Annotated in this window: 13 protein-coding genes; 6 read left to right on the top strand and 7 right to left on the bottom strand. The window is 39.0% G+C overall.

Features of this window, described 5'->3' with window-relative positions; translation table 11 throughout:
- Positions 1-46: 46 nt before the first annotated feature.
- Entirely contained in the window at positions 47-265 is a 219-nt protein-coding gene (locus ALPR1_RS10200) for a YwbE family protein (protein ID WP_008200441.1), read from the top strand.
- Here the strand turns inward: ALPR1_RS10200 and ALPR1_RS10195 are convergent.
- From ALPR1_RS10195 to ALPR1_RS10180, 4 genes are all read right to left on the bottom strand, one after another.
- Entirely contained in the window at positions 262-723 is a 462-nt protein-coding gene (locus tag ALPR1_RS10195; protein ID WP_008200440.1) for a YehS family protein, read from the bottom strand. The genes ALPR1_RS10200 and ALPR1_RS10195 overlap by 4 nt on opposite strands.
- A 106-nt stretch (positions 724-829) precedes the next feature.
- Positions 830-2173 (bottom strand): vanadium-dependent haloperoxidase, encoded by a 1344-nt coding sequence (locus tag ALPR1_RS10190; RefSeq protein WP_008200437.1) that lies wholly within the window; start codon positions 2171-2173, stop codon positions 830-832.
- A 153-nt stretch (positions 2174-2326) separates the two neighbouring features.
- A complete protein-coding gene (locus ALPR1_RS10185; RefSeq protein ID WP_008200435.1) occupies positions 2327-3745 on the bottom strand; it encodes a sugar porter family MFS transporter in 1419 nt (472 codons plus the stop codon).
- Between the two features lie 108 nt (positions 3746-3853).
- A complete protein-coding gene (locus ALPR1_RS10180) occupies positions 3854-5236 on the bottom strand; it encodes an MATE family efflux transporter (protein WP_008200434.1) in 1383 nt (460 codons plus the stop codon).
- 358 nt (positions 5237-5594) lie between these two features.
- Between ALPR1_RS10180 and ALPR1_RS10175 the strand changes: the two genes are divergently transcribed.
- Positions 5595-5777, top strand: a complete 183-nt coding sequence (locus ALPR1_RS10175; protein ID WP_008200432.1) for a histone H1 — start codon at positions 5595-5597, stop codon at positions 5775-5777.
- Positions 5778-5838: 61 nt separating this feature from the next.
- On the opposite strand, the gene ALPR1_RS10170 is transcribed toward ALPR1_RS10175, so the two are convergent.
- The gene (locus ALPR1_RS10170) at positions 5839-6030 is read right to left on the bottom strand and encodes a CsbD family protein (protein WP_008200429.1); all 192 of its coding nucleotides are present in this window, start codon (positions 6028-6030) and stop codon (positions 5839-5841) included.
- A gap of 628 nt (positions 6031-6658) precedes the next feature.
- On the opposite strand from ALPR1_RS10170, the gene ALPR1_RS10160 reads away from it, so the two are divergent.
- The 4 genes from ALPR1_RS10160 (at position 6659) to ALPR1_RS10145 (ending at position 9998) form a co-directional block, all read left to right on the top strand.
- Complete coding sequence (locus tag ALPR1_RS10160; RefSeq protein ID WP_008200428.1) at positions 6659-7318, top strand: ROK family protein; 660 nt, start codon at positions 6659-6661, stop codon at positions 7316-7318.
- Between the two features lie 289 nt (positions 7319-7607).
- On the top strand, positions 7608-8225 hold the full coding sequence (locus ALPR1_RS10155) for an NADPH-dependent F420 reductase (protein ID WP_008200427.1): 618 nt from the start codon (positions 7608-7610) through the stop codon (positions 8223-8225).
- Positions 8226-8349: 124 nt separating this feature from the next.
- Positions 8350-9246, top strand: a complete 897-nt coding sequence (locus ALPR1_RS10150) for a hypothetical protein (protein ID WP_008200426.1) — start codon at positions 8350-8352, stop codon at positions 9244-9246.
- On the top strand, positions 9243-9998 hold the full coding sequence (locus tag ALPR1_RS10145; protein ID WP_008200424.1) for a glycoside hydrolase family 25 protein: 756 nt from the start codon (positions 9243-9245) through the stop codon (positions 9996-9998). Before ALPR1_RS10150 ends, ALPR1_RS10145 begins: the two co-directional genes overlap by 4 nt.
- A 71-nt stretch (positions 9999-10069) precedes the next feature.
- On the opposite strand, the gene ALPR1_RS10140 is transcribed toward ALPR1_RS10145, so the two are convergent.
- Entirely contained in the window at positions 10070-11032 is a 963-nt protein-coding gene (locus ALPR1_RS10140) for a PorP/SprF family type IX secretion system membrane protein (RefSeq protein WP_040303504.1), read from the bottom strand.
- A 72-nt stretch (positions 11033-11104) separates the two neighbouring features.
- The gene (locus ALPR1_RS10135) at positions 11105-21364 is read right to left on the bottom strand and encodes a T9SS C-terminal target domain-containing protein (protein WP_040302739.1); all 10260 of its coding nucleotides are present in this window, start codon (positions 21362-21364) and stop codon (positions 11105-11107) included.
- Positions 21365-21502 lie beyond the last annotated feature (138 nt).

Here is a 21502-nt window from a genome sequence, read left to right as displayed (position 1 = left end):
AAATAGACTAAATTTTTAGAGTCCTTCGTACAATGTACTTTTGAGTATGGATAGAAAAACGCTGCCGGGTAATATTCGGAAAAACATTCAAATTGGTGATGAGGTTACTATCGTCCAGAAACATCACCAGAGATCTGGTGAGCTTACTGAAGGATTTGTCAAAAGGATTTTGACCAGCTCACCCTCTCATCCACATGGAATCAAGGTAATGTTGGATACAGGTGAAGTTGGAAGAGTTAAAGAAGTGTTTCCTGAGGAAGATTAATTAGGTCTATATTTTACTTGCAAGCCTTTCAAGAAATTACGTAAAACCTGGTCTTTGCAATCCCTATATTGAGATTGCTTCGGATTTCTAAAAAATGCACTTAGTTCGTGTTTTGATAGTCTAAAATCAACCGATTTAAGCATGGCAAGCATGTCTTCATCTATCAGGCTCAAAGCAATTTTTAGCTTTCTTAAAACTAAGTTATTGCTTAAACTTTTCTCGTTAACAGGCTCTTGTCCATCTTTTTTTCCTCTTTTTAAAATGATAAACCCATTTAAAAAAGCCGCAAGTTCTTTATCATAGATAGGCTTAAAATCCTCATCCTCATCTTTTTTAAGCCAATTTGAAACGGTAGGTCTATCCACTTCAACTCCAGCGAAACCGAAAATTTCAATCATTAAAAAATCATTGAGATCAAATGTATAGCGAAGGCTTCTAAGGATGTCGTTGTTGCTCATAGGTTTTGTTTCTTGGTCGAAATTAAAGCTTTTTCATGGAAAGGGAAGATTCCAAGAAGCAAAAAAAGGTGTGAATTGCTCCACACCTTTTTTAATCTAGCTTAAATCACTTAAACTTAATCTTTCCAATATTTTTCCCAACCTGCATTCCCTGATCCACTCCAACTTCAATTGCAGCGCGAAAATGAATACCTCCATATAATCGGGATATTGCAGCTTCATCGGCAAACTCAAAAAAGGAATTAAAACTCCTTGGACTACCATCAATATCACCACGTGATAAATGCATGTTATCCGTAAAAGCATAATTTTCTCCGAAAATATCTGTCAAAACTTGTGCTGCTGCCCCAGACTGAACAGAATGTCCAGAGGTATATTCCGGAAAAGGGGGTGTATTTAAAGGTATCTCCCAAGTATTATCAATATATCGATGAACATAAGTAATAGGACGGATAAGGTTGTAAATGTATTTGGCATTCCAGCAAGAAATAAAAGCGTCATTTACCGCCATTCCCAACTTCGCAAAAGTCAAAGCTGCCAATGCCAAATCAGCATTTTCATTTCTTAAAATCTCTAAAGCAATAGAAAGTGAATGTCCTCCTGGTGTGGCGGTTCTCTGTGGATCATCTGACCAAAACTCGGCTATCGTAATTTCTTCTTCAGTAAGATTATTCACTACTGAATAAACCTCCATAGCTTCCGCATAAAAATCAGAATTAGGGTCGGTAGAAAAAGGTAATGGAGGCACAGGAAGGGTGCCGTCTACATTTTCTGTCAACCAAACTCGCGCATCTTTCCAATAAGGTTGTAATGCGGACTGAAAACCTGGTAAAGTTGGCTCCCAGCTACCCGGAGTGGTAGGAGCCACATAGTCTGTAGGAAAATTATGAGCATAGGCTTCTTGATACGTGTCGGTATCTGCAAATGCTGCCATTGCTTCACCTACCGCATTTCCATAGGCAATAGATTTATTTAAAAGTTCTGGATCCTCATCAGCATATTTTTCAATCCAGTCAGCCTCAAGCTGACCTATTGCTGCCTGATTGGAGGTGCTAGCATTTGGATAAACATTTTCTACAATTCTAGCCAAAGCAGAGTTTGCTACTAAATCCCAGATATACTTTTCTCCAGGTTGGACTTTGGGCAGTGTTCCTATTTCAAACTCATTGAGTTGCCCTTGCAAACTTTTATATTGAGGCATCCCTCCCTGCACACTCTCATATAGACTTATTCCGATATAACCCATAGCCCTAGCAACAACCGGTGGAGAAAATCCCGGGCAGTCTCTGGAAAGGATTAAAATAAGTTCTCCCCAGTCTAATACAACCTCAGAAGAGTAAGTAGATGTTGGAGAGACAATAACTTTCTCATTACCTCGATCTGGATGACAGGCAATAGTTAGCACTGCTGTGGCAACTATTGCCAGCAGGCTTCTTTTTAATGATATCATAAAATTGGTTTTGTTGGATTGGTTTAAAAAACTATACAATCAGATCAAATAATTGTCTCCTAAAACTTCATAGGGACGAAAAATCAAAAATTGTAAACTAAAGCACTAATTAAGTAAATTAACTTCAAATACTCCAATTTTAAATTCAATTTTCTAATTAAAATCCTTTTCTAACTCCTCGAGAGATTTTCCTTTTGTCTCAGGAAGGACAAAGTAAACCACTAAAAACCCGAAAGCACAGATAACCCCGTATAACCAAAAATTATTAGCCCAACCCAAATTTTCCTTGATCACCGGAAAAAAATAAGTCAGTGTAAAATTCCCAATCCAATGTGCCAAAGCACCGATGGAAATAGCAGCTCCACGGATTCTGGTAGGGAAAATTTCTGATAATACTACCCAAAGCAATGGAGCCAAAGTAAAGGAATAAAACATCACGTTTAAAAGAACTAAAATCACTACAGTAAGTCCTCCTTTTTCCACCAAAAAAGAATACCCAATCATTGCATATAAAATAGCCATTGCACCAGTTCCAATGAGCAAAAGCTTCTTCCTTCCAAACTTATCAACAGTGAAAATTGTAATAAAAACGGAAAGTACCATTACCCCTCCAATGACCACGATATTTAGCATCATTTGCTTTAGGTTATATCCTGCTGCTTGAAAAATATCTGCTGCATAATAAATCACCACATTAATTCCGGACCACTGCTGGAGAAAAGAAAGGAAAATACCGATCCCAATTAGTTTTGGTAGTGGTTTTTTTAATAGGTCTTTGTAATGAACCTTACCCAATTCAGACTTTTCTAAGGTCGTGTTAATTGCTTTGATAGAAATCTCTGAATAATCTTTACCGCCTATTCTTTCCAATACCGACCTTGCTTTTTCTGATTGGTTATTTTTCACAAGCCATCGAGCGCTTTCAGGAACAAGAAACATCAAAGAGAAAAACAGCGTTGCTGGAATCATTTCTGCACCAAACATCCATCTCCAAGCATATTGGCCACTCCAACTACTTGCAATCATTTCAAAAGTCGCATTATCAGGAAGATTCGCATCTATCAAAGATATTTGCCAATTACAAAGCTGAGCTAATAAAACACCAACCATGACCAGAAGCTGATTGATAGTGACAAACATCCCTCGCTTCTCCGGTGGGGAAATTTCTGCGATATAAAGTGGTGATAAATTTAAAGCTATTCCCATGGCAATACCACCAATAATTCTGTAGGTATTAAACCACCAAAATGTATCCGAAAGAGCAGTTCCTAATGCAGAAAGTGAAAATAGAAAGCCAGAAAATATCAACAGACGTTTTCTCCCTAATTTATCACTAAGAAGGATACATAAAATAGCACCTCCCATACAGCCAACCAATGCTGAGCTTGTTCCCCATCCTTGATCGGAAGGTGAAGTGATATTGAAAAAAGGCTCATAAAATGGTTTGGCACCGCCGATAACTACCCAGTCATATCCAAATAAGAATCCACCTAAAGCCGCTGTCAAACTGATTAACCATATGTATCGCTGATTGTATTGAAACTGCGGGTTGCTCGGTTCGGTCTTGGGCATGGGTTTATTATTTTCTTTCAAAAAGATAAGAATTGCATTTAAAATTCAGTTAAATCTCGATTTGACTATCCTGAACTATCTGGTAAAAATAAAGTCTTTGTTAAAAAGCTACACCTCTATGGTCTTCCACTTTCCCTTTTTAAAGTAATATAGTGCTACTAATGCATGAAAAGAGTGCGCAAAAGAAATTGCTATAAAAATCCCTAAATGTGCCAAACCAAACGTAAATGCCAATACATAAGCCAAAGGCACCTCCAAAAACCATAGCACTCCAATATTGATATAAGCAGGTGTCTTGGTGTCCCCAGCTCCATTGAAAGCTTGCGTAAGAACCATTCCCATGGCAAAAAACACATAGCCTAACACAATCACCCAAAGACCTTGAGATGCAATTTCTTTTACCTCTTCAATATCCGTGAAAAAGTGCACGAGCTGCTCATTAAAGAGTAAATAAATAACAGTAATTACCGCCATGAAAGTCATAGTATAGCGGGTAGTTAACCAAACAGCTTTTTCAGCGCGATCTACTTGTTTGGCTCCCAGATTTTGCCCTACCAAAGTGGCAGCTGCTCCCGAAAGTCCCCAGGCAGGTAATATTGTAAAAATCAAAATTCTAAAAGCAATGGTATAACCAGCCAATGAGGTGGATCCAAATTCAGCATTCATCCTCGTCAAAGCAATCCAAGATACGGAGTCAATTAAAAACTGCCCCATACCTCCTATGGCTATGTTCATGATCTTCTTGATAATAGCCCATGATACTTTGATATTTTCTTTTAGGATAGTAAGCTTATGTTTACCATTAAAAAGATGGTACAACTGATAGAGTACACCAATAGACCTTCCAAAGGTGGTTGCAATTGCTGCACCCTCCAACCCCCAACCAGACCAAGAGCCGATTCCGAAAATAAACAAAGGGTCTAAAATCATGTTTAACCCATTCGAAATCCAAAGTGAACGCATCGCATGATGAGCTTGGCCGGCTCCTCTGAAAGCACCATTAAGTAAAAACAATAAAAGTATCGCAATATTTCCTGCAAATATTATTCGGGTAAAACCTACGCCAGTGTCAATTACAGCCTGTTCCGCCCCCATTAAAGACAAAACATGTGGAGCAAAAGTCCAACCTAAAACCCCGAGTACTATAGCAATACTGCCTCCCACTAATAAAAGTTGGAAAGCTGCTGCACCAGCTTCCTTATATTCTTTCTCTCCAAATCTTCTCGATATCAAAGCTGTTGCGGCCATACTGATTCCAAAACCCATGGCATAGACCAATACGACGACTGATTCTGTAAGACCAACCGTAGCAATCGCATGTTCTCCCAGTTTAGCAACAAAAAATATATCCACGATTGCAAACAAGGATTCCATGGCCATCTCCAAGATCATTGGAATCGCCAGAACGAAAATTGCGGTTTTAAGGCTGAGTTTTGTGAAATCCTGTTCTTTCCCCTGAACAGCATCTTTAATTAATTGCCAAATAGTCATCTCAGAAAAATAATTGCTCAAGAACGGCATATTTCTAAAAATCGAAAAATCTAAAACCAGAATTCACAAAACAAATACAGTTGATTTTTTTAGAATATTCCATTCCTTCAATTGAAAAACCAGAATTCTTTGATCAATTAAGAATATTCCCACAAAAGTGAAGCCTCAACGAATTGGAGGCATTTTTTTAGATTTTTTCTGGAAAATCATAGTAAAAGTGAATAGAAAGAGGATTTTTAACGAAAAACTTCAAAATCAATTTGAAAACCCTTTCCTAAGGTCATTAAAGTTACTAATATTACTAAATGGCAATTTTCGCCAAAAAACCTAAATTATAATTTTAAACAAAAAAGCTATTATGAGCAGATTTAAAGAAGTTCAAGACCTCGTTCATTCTTTGGAAGCAGATTTCGAAAAATTTTATGAAGCAGGAAACAAGGCTGCTGGAACTAGAGTAAGAAATGGTATGCAAGCCATCAAAAACCTAGCACAAGAGATCAGAACTGAAGTAACAGCAAAGAAAAACGCTGCCAAAAAGTAAAAAAAAGCCCCGCACTTAATTAAGTGCGGGGCTTTTACTTTTTAATGGATGGGCTATTAAATTATAGGCTATCAATAAAACTTTTTACATCCTCTTTTGCCTTACCAGTTTTTTTCTGAATTCTACCGATAAGCTCATCTTCTTGACCTTCTTCGAATTTTAAATCATCGTCATTGAGCTCAGCATATTCCTGCTTCAATTTCCCTTTGACAACATTCCAATTTCCTTTCAATTTATCTTCAATCGAACTCATATTTCTATTTTTAAGTGAATATTTAATTAATATGTTATATCAAGTGCATAAGCTATGCCTAATCACAAACTAGTGAATAAACAACACGTAAAATACTGTATATCAGTACTTAAATTGAATTCTTAAGAAAAACTACGAATTTCTTTTTAAAGAATAAGTTTACCAATCTGGGGAAAAATATTCCATTAGAATCGCTAAAATCCCTGGTAACCTATCTATGAAAACAATCATAAGAACTTTGCTTTAAGCCAAAAGTTTGAAATTCCATGGCAATTTGAACTCTATGATATGTTCCAAGATTCATAGAAGGAGTGAAATAATAAACGCTCCATTTTTAAATGGTTGACTTTTTAAATCAGGATACTCAGGAATTCTTGAAAACAATTAATCGATTAATGTTTTTCCATTTTTTTCAAACTCAGAAAAAAATTGTACTTATACTTTTAAGGCAACAAGCCTGCTTAAAAATTATTTATGATTATCTTTATTTGGCTATTCATCCAAAACCCAACATATAACATTTCAATTGTAAACTGATTAAACTCTCACAACCAATCATTTATATTTACTCCAGGAAACAAGAATGAATAAAAGAGTTCAAAATTTGTAGGAGCGCAAAAAATAAAGAATGAAAATATTAGTAGTAGATATCGGGGGCTCAAATATCAAAATCTTAGCAACTGGGCAGCCTGAACGCATTAAAATACCATCTGGCAGTACTTTTTCACCTGAGGAAATGCTTCCTATGATCAAAAAGCATGCATCCGATTGGAAATACGATGTAGTTTCCATTGGATTTCCAGGTGTGGTAAAAAATAATAAAATCCTTACTGAGCCTATCAATTTAGGGGTAGGTTGGGAAACCTTTGATTTTGAAAAAGCTTTTGGATGCCCGGTTAAAATAATCAATGATGCTGCCATGCAAGCATTAGGAGGATACGAATACAAAAAGATGCTGTTTTTAGGCTTTGGAACTGGCTTAGGAACAGCCATGGTAATCAATAAAACGATTGTACCTCTAGAAGCAGGTCACCTTCCCTATCGAAAGAAAACTTTTGAGAAATATGTTGGAAAGAGTTACCTCCAACGGAAGGGGGCAAAAAAATGGGAAAAGCATGTCAAAAGATGTATCAAGAAATTCTCCCATGTATTCCAACCAGATGATATTCTATTAGGAGGAGGTAACTCAAAGCTCCTTTCCTATGTACCCGAAGGATGTCGATTAGGCACCAACCAAAATGCCTTTAAAGGTGGTTTTAGGCTTTGGGAAGATGACTGGAATGAGTAAAACCTGAAACCTAAAGTATTGAAATCCCGGAAAACTTTTTCCGGGATTTTTTATTTCTAATCATTTTTCTTAGAAAGCATTAGTTAACGAAACAACTTTAAGCACCTTTTTTTGGACTTTACATATTTTCTTTTGTTTTATATTTACACAAAGTAAAATAACCAAATTAAGTTTTGATTTTTAATATAATTAAGCTACTTTCCGAGTAACCCTATTTAAAATTACTTTTATCACTCTAATTTAATTTTCATTTAAGAATTAATTTTCACCCTTTCAAATCAATTCAATCATGAAATTAGGAATTTTAGGAGGTACAAATCTCTCCAAAACTCTTGGAAAAAAATACTTAGATGCAGGACTACAAGTTGTTTTTGGTGTAAGAACTGACTTCAATACAGAAGCAACAGAATGGAAAATATTAAACAGATTTTATGATAAAATATGTCCCTTCGAATCTGCTATAATTCAAGCCGACATAATTCTTATTTGTTGTGAAAATGAACAATTAGATACTGTTTGTGAAAATTTAGAAAAAGTAGACTTAAGTAATAAGTTAATCATTGATTGTACGAACAGTAATGTGGCTTCCGATCAAAGCATATCCAACACAGTGAAAATTCAAAACTCAGCATCTAATTCTTTGGTTTTTAAAGCTTTCAACAATCTAGGGTTAGACTATCCCAATTCTGATATTTTGGGAGTAGTAAAAGAGACATACTTCTGTGGAAATGGAGATTTAGATAGAATTCGAGTAAAACGTTTGATTGAATTAATAGGGTTTAAAGCTATCGATGCAGGTAAAGTAGATAATGCATATCTACTTGAAGCTTTTTATCAACTTAGTAAAGAAATAACAGTTCAAAAAAAGGAGAGTTCAAACTATCATTTTAAATTAATATCGGTTTAATAAAGCTTCCAATCACCCTGTTTTTTATATGATTTTTATTCGTTAAATTATTCTATCTAATTAAAATTAGATTAATTATATAAATTCTTTTTTCATTCTATCTTTTTATCTAAAACTAATTATTATGAAAGTTTTTAAACTGGATAATATAGTCTTGTTGATTTTTGGGTTTCTAATTATTCTATCTTTTTTCAACCCATTTTACAATTCTTCTATCGCTTTCGAAGATAATGCTTCCAAAGAAATAACGGAGAGTATTCTAATTTTAGAGGAAATCGAAACCCTGACCATTCCCTTAGCTGAAAATGTGCCTTTCTTAAAATCATGGGCCCATACTTACGAAAATGATTTTGATAAGCTTCTCTCCTATTTAAACTTCGCAGACTTACTGATGCTACTTCAGCTCGGTATCCTGAAGTTAAGTGAGTGGTGGCTGTTTAAAGTGATTTTGGTGTTGTGCTTTATCGGAATGTTTATCAGTCAATCCAAACCTATTTGCAAAAAAGTATTAATTATAGCCCTTATGATTACTCCTGGCCTGGGGATTTACACACAATTTATGTCAGGAATCTGTCATCAAATGGAGATGGACCTAGGTAGTGAATTGAAATCTCAGCTTCAAGCGACAAAAGACTCTATAAATTCCAAAAAAGTAATTAACAAAGAAGCTTTAGACTCCTTAGAAACCATACAGAAATCAAAACACAAAGGCAAACTTTCAATCTTTAATAAGGTAGAAGATGATGTTATTAAAGTCTCTGATAAACTTTCAGAAGAGGTTAGCACTTTAGGCAAAGACCTATTGGTAATATTAAGATTTACAGGGAATCATGGGCTAGAATTAGCAGTCGCATTACTTACGAATGTTCTTATCATTTTTGGTTTATTACCTGTTCTCTTTTGGTACCTGATCTCTTTGGCGCTAAAACGCTTATTTAATTATTCTAAGTCGTTGGATGAAATAGATAAAAAGCTGGGAGAAATAAAAAGTATAAGCAGTTCCAAAACTTCCAAATCATGAAAAAGTTACCAAACCCTATTTTTTGCATGGTAATCTCATGTATAATTTTTTCCTGTAGCGAGAAATCCGAATCGGAAGATACTATCACTAAACCTGAACCAAATGCGGTTACTGAGGCTCCGAAAGCTAAAGCTCCTAAAACTATTTTAGGAATAGACGTATCTCATTTCCAAGGGGATGTCAATTGGCAGGAAATAAAAGATGCCAACATAATTTTTGTGTATGACAAAGCAACTGAAGGGGCAACTTTTACAGACCCAAAATATGCTAAAAATAAAGTAGGTGCTCATGAATATGACTTAGCACACGGATCCTATCATTTTTACACCACTGATTCTGATCCAATAAAACAGGCAGAATTTTTTACTAATACTATTGATTATGGTATAGGTGATATGCCGCCAGTCTTAGATTTGGAAAAAGGTGGTATAAAAGGGACAGTAGACCCTAAAAAATTCCAGGAGGAGGTTCTAAAATGGCTAAACTACGTAGAGCAAAAGCTGGGTGTTAAACCAGTTATTTACACTAATCACACCTTTGGAGATAAGTACCTTACTTCAACGAAATTTGAAGAATATCAATTATGGATAGCTGAGTATGGAGTGGAAACTCCAAAAGTCCCAAAGATATGGGATAATAAAGGCTGGTTGATTTGGCAAAGATCAGAAAGAGGGGCAATCGAAGGAGCTATAAGCCAAGTAGATCATGACTTATACAATCCTAAAAAGTCCTTTGAGGTAGTCAAAAAATAACTTGATCAAAAAAATCCCCCAATAAGTTCGATACTAATTGGGGGATTTTTTTTCTAAAGGGATTCTGAATATTACCAAATCAGCACTTCATTGTCAGTTCTTCGGGTGTTGTCTCTGAATAAGTTAAAAACTGCAGTGAACTCATGGGTGTTTCCAGGAAGGTTGTATCCCCCACCGGTTGAGAACTCATAGAGGTATCCGATCCTTAATCGCTTCGTCAATATTCCTAATTGGGCATTGGTGGCATAGTTGATTCGGTTACCTACTCCAACCCATACCCGGTCCATGAGCAATGCCTTCACATTGAATTCCAGATTGTCTTTTAGATCTTTTTGACTTCGGTAAAAGCCATTTACAATTACTGCTAAGTTTTCGCCTAAAGCCTCACGGAAACCTGCCTGAACCATAATGGCTGCAGGATATCCGTCCATAAACTCATCCCCTGAAGTGATTTTTCCTCCAGCTACACGATGCATGCCATAGGAAACATAATATTTGGCATGAGTCAGTGCAATCCCCAAATTAAAATCTACAACGGTCATATTTGAGAACTGACCTATGTACTGTCCCAAGGTTGGATCATTTTGTTCCTCGGTGGTCAATGCATTTCCATCAAGTCTAATGTTCTGATAATTTAACCCAACTCCTAAACGTAGGTTATGCTTCTCTGTAAGTCTTACCCTGGAGGCATAACCCAATAATAATTCCGTCTCTCGAAAAGCTCCATAGGTATCATAAAGCATGTTTGCAGAAACTGCATTCTTACCCATCAACGCTGGGTCTTCCTGGCCTGACATTTCTCCAAAATCCAATTCTGCACTGATAAAATAGGTTTTCGGTGCTCCTTCAAAGCCAGACCATTGGTTCCTTACAAATCCCCTGATCGCACTCCCCTCATATCCTGTCAGAGCAGGATTATAATAACTCTGGAAGTGACTGAAATTGGAAATATATTTTCTCGACTGAGCCTTTGCTGCAAATACTGAGCTAAGGACTAAAAAAACTACTGCGATATTTCTGATGTTCTTTTTCATTTCAAAATTGGAATGTTTAAAAATTGGAGATTCTGAACTTGTCATTCCAGAATCTCCAGATTCAGTCTTCTATTATTGTCTCAAAAGGTTCAATACCCCTCTTCTTACCTCTCCGGTTTCTTCCACTTCGATGATCCAGAAGTAAGCACCGACCGGCATATCCTTACCATCAAATGTACCATCCCAACGCATGTCCGGATTCTCAGTGTAGAATACTCTGTTGCCTCCAACTTCCATGATGGAAATTCTTACTCCCTGATAATATCTCAAGGCCGGAACTCCCCAGGTATCGTTCACCCCGTCATTGTTAGGTGTGAAGGTATTGGTCAATTCCAGTTGATCCAATGGAGTCCTTAGTCTGGTAATGGTAAAGGACTTCTGAATCACATTGCCCCCTCGGTCTTCTACTCTCAATAGGATCGTGAAGTCCGTTCTTCCCTGTGCCTGCTCTGCACTGCTCCAGAATAATATTCCATCGATCACCTCGAAGAACTCATTGTCCTGTACTCCTTCTGGAAGCGTCAGGGTATGAACATCATCGGAAGGATCCAGAACAGTAAAGGCTCCAATTTCTTGGAAGAATTGATCTGGTATTCCAATGAAGCTATTCTCACTTAATGAAACATCTAATGGCGCTGGCTTATCAAGAACTGTAATCGTCAAGACTGGTGTTAAGTCAGAAGGATTAAAGATGCCTGATGGAATATCTACTGATCCATTAAAATCTGAACTTCCAGAACTCATAGGCTCATATCCTGTCAGATCCCAAGTCACAGGAAGATTGATGAATTCTCCTTGAGATGTGATCAACACAACTTCGGTTGGAACCTTCAAGTCTTCTTCCATGGTACCCCAAATCACTTCCATACTTTGAGCGACAAACTCAGTAATAGATCTTTCGGTCACATAATCTGGTATACCATCTTCATCCATATCTGGGAAGTCCTCGGCATTATTTGGATCTGTTCCCATTTGCTCTTCCACATAATCAGGAACATCATCTCCGTCTGAATCCAGATAATCTCCTGGATTTGTCGGATCTGTGCCCTGTTGCTCCTCTACATAATCCGGTACATCATCTACATCTTCATCCAGATAATCCATAGGATCTGTAGGGTCTGTACCTTGTTCTTCTTCTACTTTATCAGGAACACCATCACCATCAGTATCAACATTTGGCTCCTCTGTAATCATAAAGTCTGCCCCAGTGAAGTCAATGTCATAATTCATTCCTGCACTTAGGCTACCTTGATTGATTGCATAGCTTCCAACTTCTTCTCCAGATTCTCTTGACAACATACCTGTCAAAATAGCCTCAGTATCTGTTCCTTTAAATCCTGTGGCCTCAAAGGTCAATTCAGGATCCAACATACCGACTTCTTTACTTTGACCTTCGTCTGCCATCACCATCAAAGTAGCTGGCGTAATACTTAAATCAGCTGTCAGGATCACCTCGTTAAAGTTGGAACCGCTAATAGTGGCTAATACCTCCTGAGTTCCAACATTAGTTCTAGCATTGTTAGTATAAGCCACTGAAGCCCCATCAGGAAGAGTTCCTGATATCATCAGACTCTTCTCTGTTCCATCGTAAACAAAACTTCCATCTTCTAATGTCACATCCCCGATCGCTGCAGGTGTGATTGTCAGATCTGCATTCAATAGCAATGTATTGTAATTAGATCCTGTAATCGTTGCCGTTACTTCCTGAGTTCCTACATCGGTTCTACCATTGTTAGTATAGGCGACTGAAGTCCCGGCAGGTAGGGTACCTGATATGGTCAGACTCTTCTCTGTACCATCATATACAAAGGTTCCATCTGCAAATGTGATTCCTGTGATGGTGGCTTTGGTTATTAGGAAATTAGCTCCCGTGTAGTTGATCGCATAGTTGGCACCTGCATCCAGACTTCCTAGATTAATCGCATAGCTTCCCACATTCTCACCTACCGCTCTTGCTAGAGCACCTGTGAGAATACTTGCATCATCTCCATTTTCGAAGCCAGTCACCTGATAGGTCAATACCGGATCAGCTGTTCCAAAGACTTTACCCTGACCTGGATCCGCTGTCACATTCAATACCTTCTCTGCAATCTCAAAATCAGCCGAAATGAAGTTGATCGTATAGTTTGCACCCGCATCCAAAGTACCCAAAGTAATTGCATACATTCCAACATTTTCTCCTGGAACTCTGCTAAGCGCTCCAGTAAGAATCGACATATTATCTCCATTTCCAAAGTTAGAAGCAGTATATGCGAATACAGGATCTGCTGAACCATATACTTTCGCCTGATTCGGATTAGCTGTGATGCTCAGTGTTCTAGGAGTAATGGTAAAGTTTGTACCAGTATAGGTGATGGTATAATTGGCTCCAGCACTTAGAGTACCCAAGTTGATTGCATAACTTCCTACATCCTCTCCTGCCGCTCTGGCTAGAGCTCCTGTAAGAATACTCGCATCATCTCCGTTTTGATAGCCACTTACCTGATAAGTAAATACCGGATCGGCATTTCCATACACTTTGCTCTGTCCCGCATCTGCGGTGATATCCAAGTTTGCTGGTGTGATCTCGAAATCAGCTGAAGTGAAGTTGATTGTATAATTGGATCCTGCCTCAATGGTTCCCGGCTGGATAGCATACATTCCTACATCTTCCCCTGCTACTCTGATTAAAGTACCAGAAATCAAGGCATCAGTATCACCATTCTTAAAGCCTGAAGCCATATAAGTGAATACTGGATCAGCTTCTCCATACACCTTGGACTGTCCTACATTTGCTGTGACGTCCAAAATAGCTGGAGTGATCTCAAAGTCAGCACTGGTATAGTTGATCGTATAGTTTGGACCCGCATCCAGTGTTCCCTGAATGATTGGGTATGTACCTACATTTTCTCCTGCATCTCGAGTCAAGGCTCCTGAAAGGGTTCCCGAATCATCTCCGTTTTGATAACCAGTTACTTGATAAGTAAATACCGGATCAGCATCCCCATAAACTTTGGTTTGTCCTGCATCTGCCGTAACATCCAAGGTAGCAGGTGTGATCTCAAAATCTACTGGAGTGAAGTTGATCGTATAGTTTGGACCTGCATCCAAAGTACCTTGGTTGATTGCATAGCTTCCTACATTTTCTCCAGCTGCTCGTGAAAGAGCCCCGGTTAGGATGGTTTCATCATCCCCTCCTTCAAAGCCAGTTGCGGTATAAGTAAATACCGGATCTGTTTCACCATAGACTTTCGATTGACCTGGGTCAGTCACAATATTCAATACCTTCGGTACCACCACGATGGTCACCTCTATATTCACCTGTGCATCATTGCCATTGACGTCTGTAACGGTATAAGTAATGTTATTTAAACCTTCGTCATTTCTGTCAAAGATAGATTTACTAAATACCTGAGATTGAATTCCACAATTATCTGTAGAACCTTCATCAACCATTCCTACAGTCAGTTCAACCGTTCCAAACGCATCCACATTTAAAGTGACAGATGACTTAGCTTGGATGGCTGGAGCAATAACATCTTGAACCAACACATTTGTATCTTCGGAACCAGAATTCCCCGCTTCATCTGTTGCAGTCACAGTGACAGAGTTGCTACCAACATTGGAACAATCAAAGCTTGTTTTATCCAAACTCAACAGAATATCTCCCGATGCTGAATAATCATCAGATATTGGAACTGCCAGAAGATCACCAGGAGTAATCGTTGGAGAAAGTCCATTATTATCCAATTGAAGTGCCAAACCATTAATTAAAATTGGTGCTGGAGCCTGGGTATCAAATGTAACCATCAAACCACTAGAGGCAGGACTGTTATTGCCTGCCAAGTCAGATTGGGTAACAGTAATGAGGTGAACACCTATGGAAACATTGCTTCCTGCGGTAAAGCTCCAATTACCCGATCCATCTGCCGAAGTGGTACCCAATACCCCATCCACATCACTGATCACGGTGACTGTCCTATTTGCTAAAGCCGTTCCGTTAAATGTCGGAGTTAAATCATTTGTAATATTATCTGAATCACTGATTCCAGAATCACTGGAAGTTGCTAAGTCCGGAGTAGAAGGGGCGGAAGGTGGAGTTCGATCTAGAATAGCCGAATTATCCGAAACCGGAGAACCTGGGTTATTAGCAGCATCTGTTAAACTCACCTCAACTAAAAGAGTGCCATCCGCTAATGAGCTAACATCTGTTTGAATTGACTCCACAGTATTACCTAAAACAATGGAGCCCGTAATCAAGGCGGTGTATCCATCTCCACTACTAGCTATAGAATATTCAGCTGTAGCTCCAACTTCACCATTAAATATAGTAAATGAAGTATTGCTAGCCTCACTCGCATTAATAATTAAATCATCCCAACCAACTGAATATCCTGATGGAACACTAGTATCCTTTAAAGCATTCACAGACAAACTTGGACCTGGGTTTCCAGCTCTATCAGTCATATAAAATGTCAAAGTAACCAAGCCATCCCCTAAACCTGAAACGTCATTTCCTATAAAAGATATTTCAAGACCAAAAGGAGCGGTTGATCTAGTATCCTGGACAGGAGTCCCACCACCATCACTCGTGAAAACATAATGAGCTGTAAGTACAGATTCTGGAAGTCGCTGAACGTTAACAGTTACATCATTCTCATTCATTGTATTGATAGCTGGTTGTCCATTTAATCCAATCGGTTTTAATTCATATCCGGTTGGAGAAGTAGTATCAATTGTGACAGATAACGCTCCTGATGGAGGACTGTCATTGTCTTTAGGGTCAGTTGCTGTTGCAGTGATGGAATGGATTCCTGTAGAAACATTAACAGCAGCAGTAAAGGACCAATTACCCAATCCATCAACTGCTGCGCTACCCAAATAACCGTCTAGGTCACTGCTAAGATTAACGGTACTATTTGCCAATGCAGTCCCTGTAAATGTCGGTGTTAAATCATTCGTAATATTATCCGTATCACTGATTCCCGAGTCACTAGAAGCCGCTAGGTCCGGAGTACTTGGTGCGTCGACATCATCATTTAAAATCGTAACGGTAGCCTCTTCAGTAATATCTATATCACTTGCCGAAACAAAAGTAGGAGATAGACCACTCATGGATATAAGCACGGTTTCATCAGCCTCAACAACGCCATCAGCTATCGGAGTAACATTAAATGACTGAGTTTCTCCAGCTGTTCCAGCAAAGATCAGACTGCCCAAAACAGAAGTATAATCAACGCCAGCTATTGCCGTTCCATCCAATGAACTGACATTCACTGTAAATCCTCCTTGAACAGCTAAATCTAATGTTGCGGTAACTGTAATGGCACCATCATCTTCATTTCCACTGACATCGGCAATAGATATTGTTGCTTGGTCATCGTTATTGATTGTTAGGATTGCATCATCAGCAATATCTATGTCCGCAGCATCCACAATAACTGGACTTAAACCACCCATACTGATAGATACAGTCTCATCTAATTCCACTTTGGTATCACTACCAAGCGGAATGCTAAAAGTCTCCGACTCCCCAGCCGTACCAGCAAAAGTGAGAGTTTGGGATGCCACAGCTGTATAATCTGCGTCAGCAGTTGTGGCAGTTCCATCAGCAGTACTTACATCCACATCAAAACCTCCATCTACTGCTTTATCTACAATAACTGTAATAATTGCTGTTCCACTATTTTCATCAACAGAAACATCAGCAATGGTAACTGTTGCTTGATCATCGTTAGTTATAGTTCCTATACCGCTGGCATCTCCTATGACCACTCCGGTTCCTGTTGGATTAGACAGTGTAATAGTGAAGGTCTCATCAAGTTCTACAGTTTCATCACCAGAAATGCTGATATTAACCGTCTTACTGCTTTCCCCTGTTGCAAAAAATACAGTACCACTTGCTGCTGTATAATCTGATCCGGCCGTTGCCGTTCCATTGGAAGTGGCATAGTCGACAGTAGCTCCGCCTGGTGGTGCTAGTTGCGATAGTGAAACGGTAAATGTAAGGTTGCTTGAACCCGAGTTACCTTCTGTTATAATAGGGTCGTCAACAGAGAAGTTAATATTTGATGTTTTGATTTTTGTATCAGTGGCAGCAGAACCTTCATTTCCATATTCATCTTCCAGAGAAGCAGCTAGTGTAATCGTACCATCCCCTAATCCGCTTAAATCAATTCCTGTGATTTGATCAAAAGGAGTTACTATGGTTCCAGAACCGGTAACAGGCGTCCCTCCTCCGCTACTAGCAAAAGTATAATTATAAGTAGACCCACTCTCTGCCGCAGCAAAGGTAAAACTGACATTGGATGAATTGGATGGGGTAATTGGATCCTGATCTATCGATACGGAATAACCGGAAGGAGCAACCGCATCTACCAATACCGCAGTTGTTGAACCCACGCTATTTAATGTAAGATTGGCATTATTCCCAACCGCGCCTTCTAGCGTTCCGCCGTTAGCCGAAAGTGTCCCTACTGCTATTCCATCGTTATCCAGCTCGCCTGGTTGTACTGTATAGCGGAACAGCAAAGCACCCGAACCTGAGCCACTTTGGAAAACTGCCTGTCGTTCCGTAGATCCAATCGTCAAACTAAGCTCAGGAGTACCTGCAGCTGTATTTACAATTACGCTCTCACTGAAGTTAATCGTGAAATCAAGGTTTTGACCAGCAATATATGTTGCATTTGAAGGAACTGTCACTGAAGTAACCGTTGGTATAGTCACCACATCAATATTTATAGATCCAAATATTACGCTTATACCTCCCCCAGTTCCTGTATTTCCATTGTCATTACCAGAAATGCTCAAGGTAGCCGCATTATCTCCTGTAGATCCCACCCCATTGATGTATTTGATATTTGAAGGAGTATTTAGGAAAGATTCAATTGCTCCTTCAGTTCCAGTCAAACTCATGGTTCCAGGCCCAAGAGAAGAAACAACAACTCCATTTCCACTAGTAGCTGATAGGGAACCAGTGCTAGCCAAGAAAGACAAGACTACATCACCTGAGCCGGAATCCACATCTCCGAAAGTAGCAGCGGATAGATCAATATTGCTTGCAATTCCGTCCTGAACAGAAATATCCGTCGGTAAGCCTGTGAAGGTTGGGTCATCGTTCACTGCATAAATACCGATACCCATAATCAAATTATTCGACCAGGTATTTGAAGCATCTTTCACTTTAATATATACTCTTTTTTCTCCAAAAGGGGTATCAGAAGGATCATCAGTAGTATTGATATAGTCTATGGATTCTATAGCAGAAATCATTTGAGCCACGGTTCCATTTCCTGTAAGTGTAATAACATCGCCCACTGTAGAGACAGTATACGGTCCAGGGGCGTTTACTGTAAACTGATCACCAAGTCTAGAATTTTGACTATTATCTATAGTGGCTTCTAAAATATTGTCGTTATCGACGTCAATCAAAGGAAGACCTCCTCCATCAGCAAAATTAGCAGGTACTCCACCTTCGGTATAGTTTATTCTTCTAGCTATTTCTGTGAACTCCGGAGCGTCATTAATCGCTTCAATATCAAAAGTCACAGAGGCAGTATTGGAATCTACTGCGCCGTCATTAGAGACAAAACTAATTGAACCTACCCCTGCACCAGATAAATTAAGAGCAGGAGAAAAAGTTGCTGCATCCAGTGCTGTATTTATAGCTGCTAAAGTACCTGCTGCAGTAAAGCTGGCGGACCCATTTCCTGATCCCCCAAATGTGATGTCTGTAGTACCAATAGTAAGAGTTCCCCCAGTGATTGTGAATGTCACAGTCTGATCATCTCCGTCTGAATCTGTAATATGAATATCATCAGCAAGGTCCACGGAAATATCCTCGTTGACTACAGGAGCCGTCGGCGCATTAGCTGTAGGGGCATTATTAAATAATTTAATGGATGTATCTGTTGCGGGATCTCCTGTATTCCCCGAAAGATCCGTTAAGTTAACAGATAATGTGATCGTTCCTACTTCCAAACTACTCACGTCAATTCCGGTTATTTGATCAGTAGCAGTAGCAATTGTTCCACTTCCTACCACGGTGGTCGCACCACCTGAAGTAGAAAAAGTATAATTATAGGTGGCATCCAGTTCAGCACCAGAAAAAGTAAAGCTGATGGCGGACGAGTTGGCAACTGTTATAGGATCTTGATCTATGGTGACGGAGTATCCGGTAGGCGCTTCAAAATCTTTACAAAACTGAAGATTATCCACTGCCAAATAAACAAAACTGCCTCCTATTTCGATTTCCAGACCATCTACATAGGTTCCAGAATTATCAGAACCTCCTTCAGTAGCAAAATCTATATAGAAGAATCCATTGTTAGAGGAGAAATCAGTCGGGAAAGCAGTAGACTTGGTAATGGTATATTCTGTGGCCCCATTTCTTACTCCACGAATGGTCAGGGTTCCATCATTGGTAGGATTTATATTGGATCCTACTTCTGAAGATAAGAAGAATGCGATTTGATTATATCTTACTGGTTCACTATTATCTATGGTATAAGTTCCAGCGCCTGTGTTTTCAATATAATTGTCAGAGCTATTGATACCATAGCCATTTCTGATATTCACGGCCCAGTTTCCACCTAAAGTAAAGTCCACTCCATTAGAGGTGAATGCTGTAACTCCATCCAAGAATGTCTCAAAATTCTCGATGTAACAAGCCCCTACTAAATGAAGCTCACCATTGACATACTCGAAAGGAGGAGTGTTGCCTAAATCATCTGCGATATCAGTTCCAGGCAAAAGTTTTACTTGAATAGCGCCTTCTCCTGAAATACCTGTCACATTCAAGGTATAAGCTGAACCTGAACCACTAATCCCTGTGATTGCACCGGTTGCGGTTCCTGTTTTAATTAACTCAAAATCATCAGTGGTTACATTATTGGCATTTTCATCAAAGGTCACCTGGAAATCTACAGCAGTAGAAGTGGAAATTGGGTTTCCAACTTTTAAAATACTGTTCACTGCCGGGGCATCTGTATCCACATCTGGAGCCGCCTCACAGAAATTCATATTATCGATCGCAAGCTCAGTAAATCCTCCACTAATCGTAAACACCAATTCGTCCACATTGGTATCCCTATAATTAGCAGCGCCATCGGTAGCAAAGTCTATGGTAAAATATCCATTATTTACTGCAGCAGTAGTCGGAAAGCCAGAGGACTTCGTAATGGTAAATTGATCAACTCCTCCCTTTTTACCTACGATGACCAAAGTTCCAGTTGCTGTGGGGTTGTTTCCATTTGTTTGATCTGAAAGGAATAAATCGATCGTCTTCATGGTAAACTCTGTAGCACTGGAAACTGAAAAAGAGCCCGCTGTAAAGTTATTGGCGATATATCCATTAGAAGGACCTGCGCCAAAGCCAGATCTTATTGCGATTTGAAGACCGGTGCCTAATGTGAAGTTCAGACCGTTTCCACTAAAAGTGGTGGCCTCATTGGTTTCAGTTTCAAAAGTCTCTACAAAGCACTCGCCTACGTAATGAAGTTGCCCGCTAGTGTAGGCCGCAGTTCCGTCGACATCATCATCATTGGTAATATCAGTTCCAGCCTTTAAATCCAAGCGGATGGTCCCTTCCCCATTAATTCCAGTAATATTGACATTGTAAGTATCTCCCGATCCAGTAACTGCCCCTATTGTACCAATAGTACCTACCGTGGTCAATTCAAAGTCATCTGAAGTAACATTTTTTGCATTTTTAGAAAAAGTGACCGTATAATCAACGGAAGTAGCAGTAGTCAATGGTGCTCCAACCAAATTAATTCCAGTTACTTCTGCCGGGTCCGCATCACCCACTACGAATGGGGCTCCATAGGTGACATCATCTAAAATAACATAAAAATCTGAGGCCTCTATCAACACCTCGTCCACATCATAAAAATCAGGGTTGGAGGCAAAAGATTTTAACCCTGCTGTTTGACTATCAAAGTTAATATTGACTGTACTTCCTACTTGGACACCACCTTTAAATGCTTTGATTGTTCCCGAAGTTGAGCCGAGTCCTCTATGTTGTATCCAAAAGCTCAAAAATTGAAATGAAGAATTATCTGCTTTGGAAATTTTCCAAGATACAATTCCAAACTCCTCAAGGTTAGCATCATCTAGCCCTGTGGTGCCATCTTTACCTTCATCAATATCAACGCCAATACAATTTGTACAAACCCCACCTGGGCCTAAAACCACTTCAAACTCTAATTCTCCCTCAATATGCGAAAGTCCGGGAAAGGTTTCATTTATATCGTAATCATTAAAATTAACTGTGGTTTGGGCTTGACTAAAAATACTTGTCCATAAAAACAGAATAGGGATGAACAAGAAAAACCTTGACGGAAAAGTCTTCATAATAGCGGGTATTAACATTCTTTTAATTCAAAATCCGAGATAGTAAAATCAAATCTTCGATTTCATTTAACTTCTTTAGGGAAAATTTCCTATAAAAAGGTGTATGGTAAACTCCTGAACTAAAAGTAAGGAGCATTT

It is taken from the genome of Algoriphagus machipongonensis (assembly GCF_000166275.1).
In the GTDB taxonomy this organism is placed as follows: Bacteria; Bacteroidota; Bacteroidia; order Cytophagales; family Cyclobacteriaceae; genus Algoriphagus; species Algoriphagus machipongonensis.
Note: the sequence above shows the minus strand (reverse complement) of the source record. Positions and strands in the feature narration are given on the sequence as shown.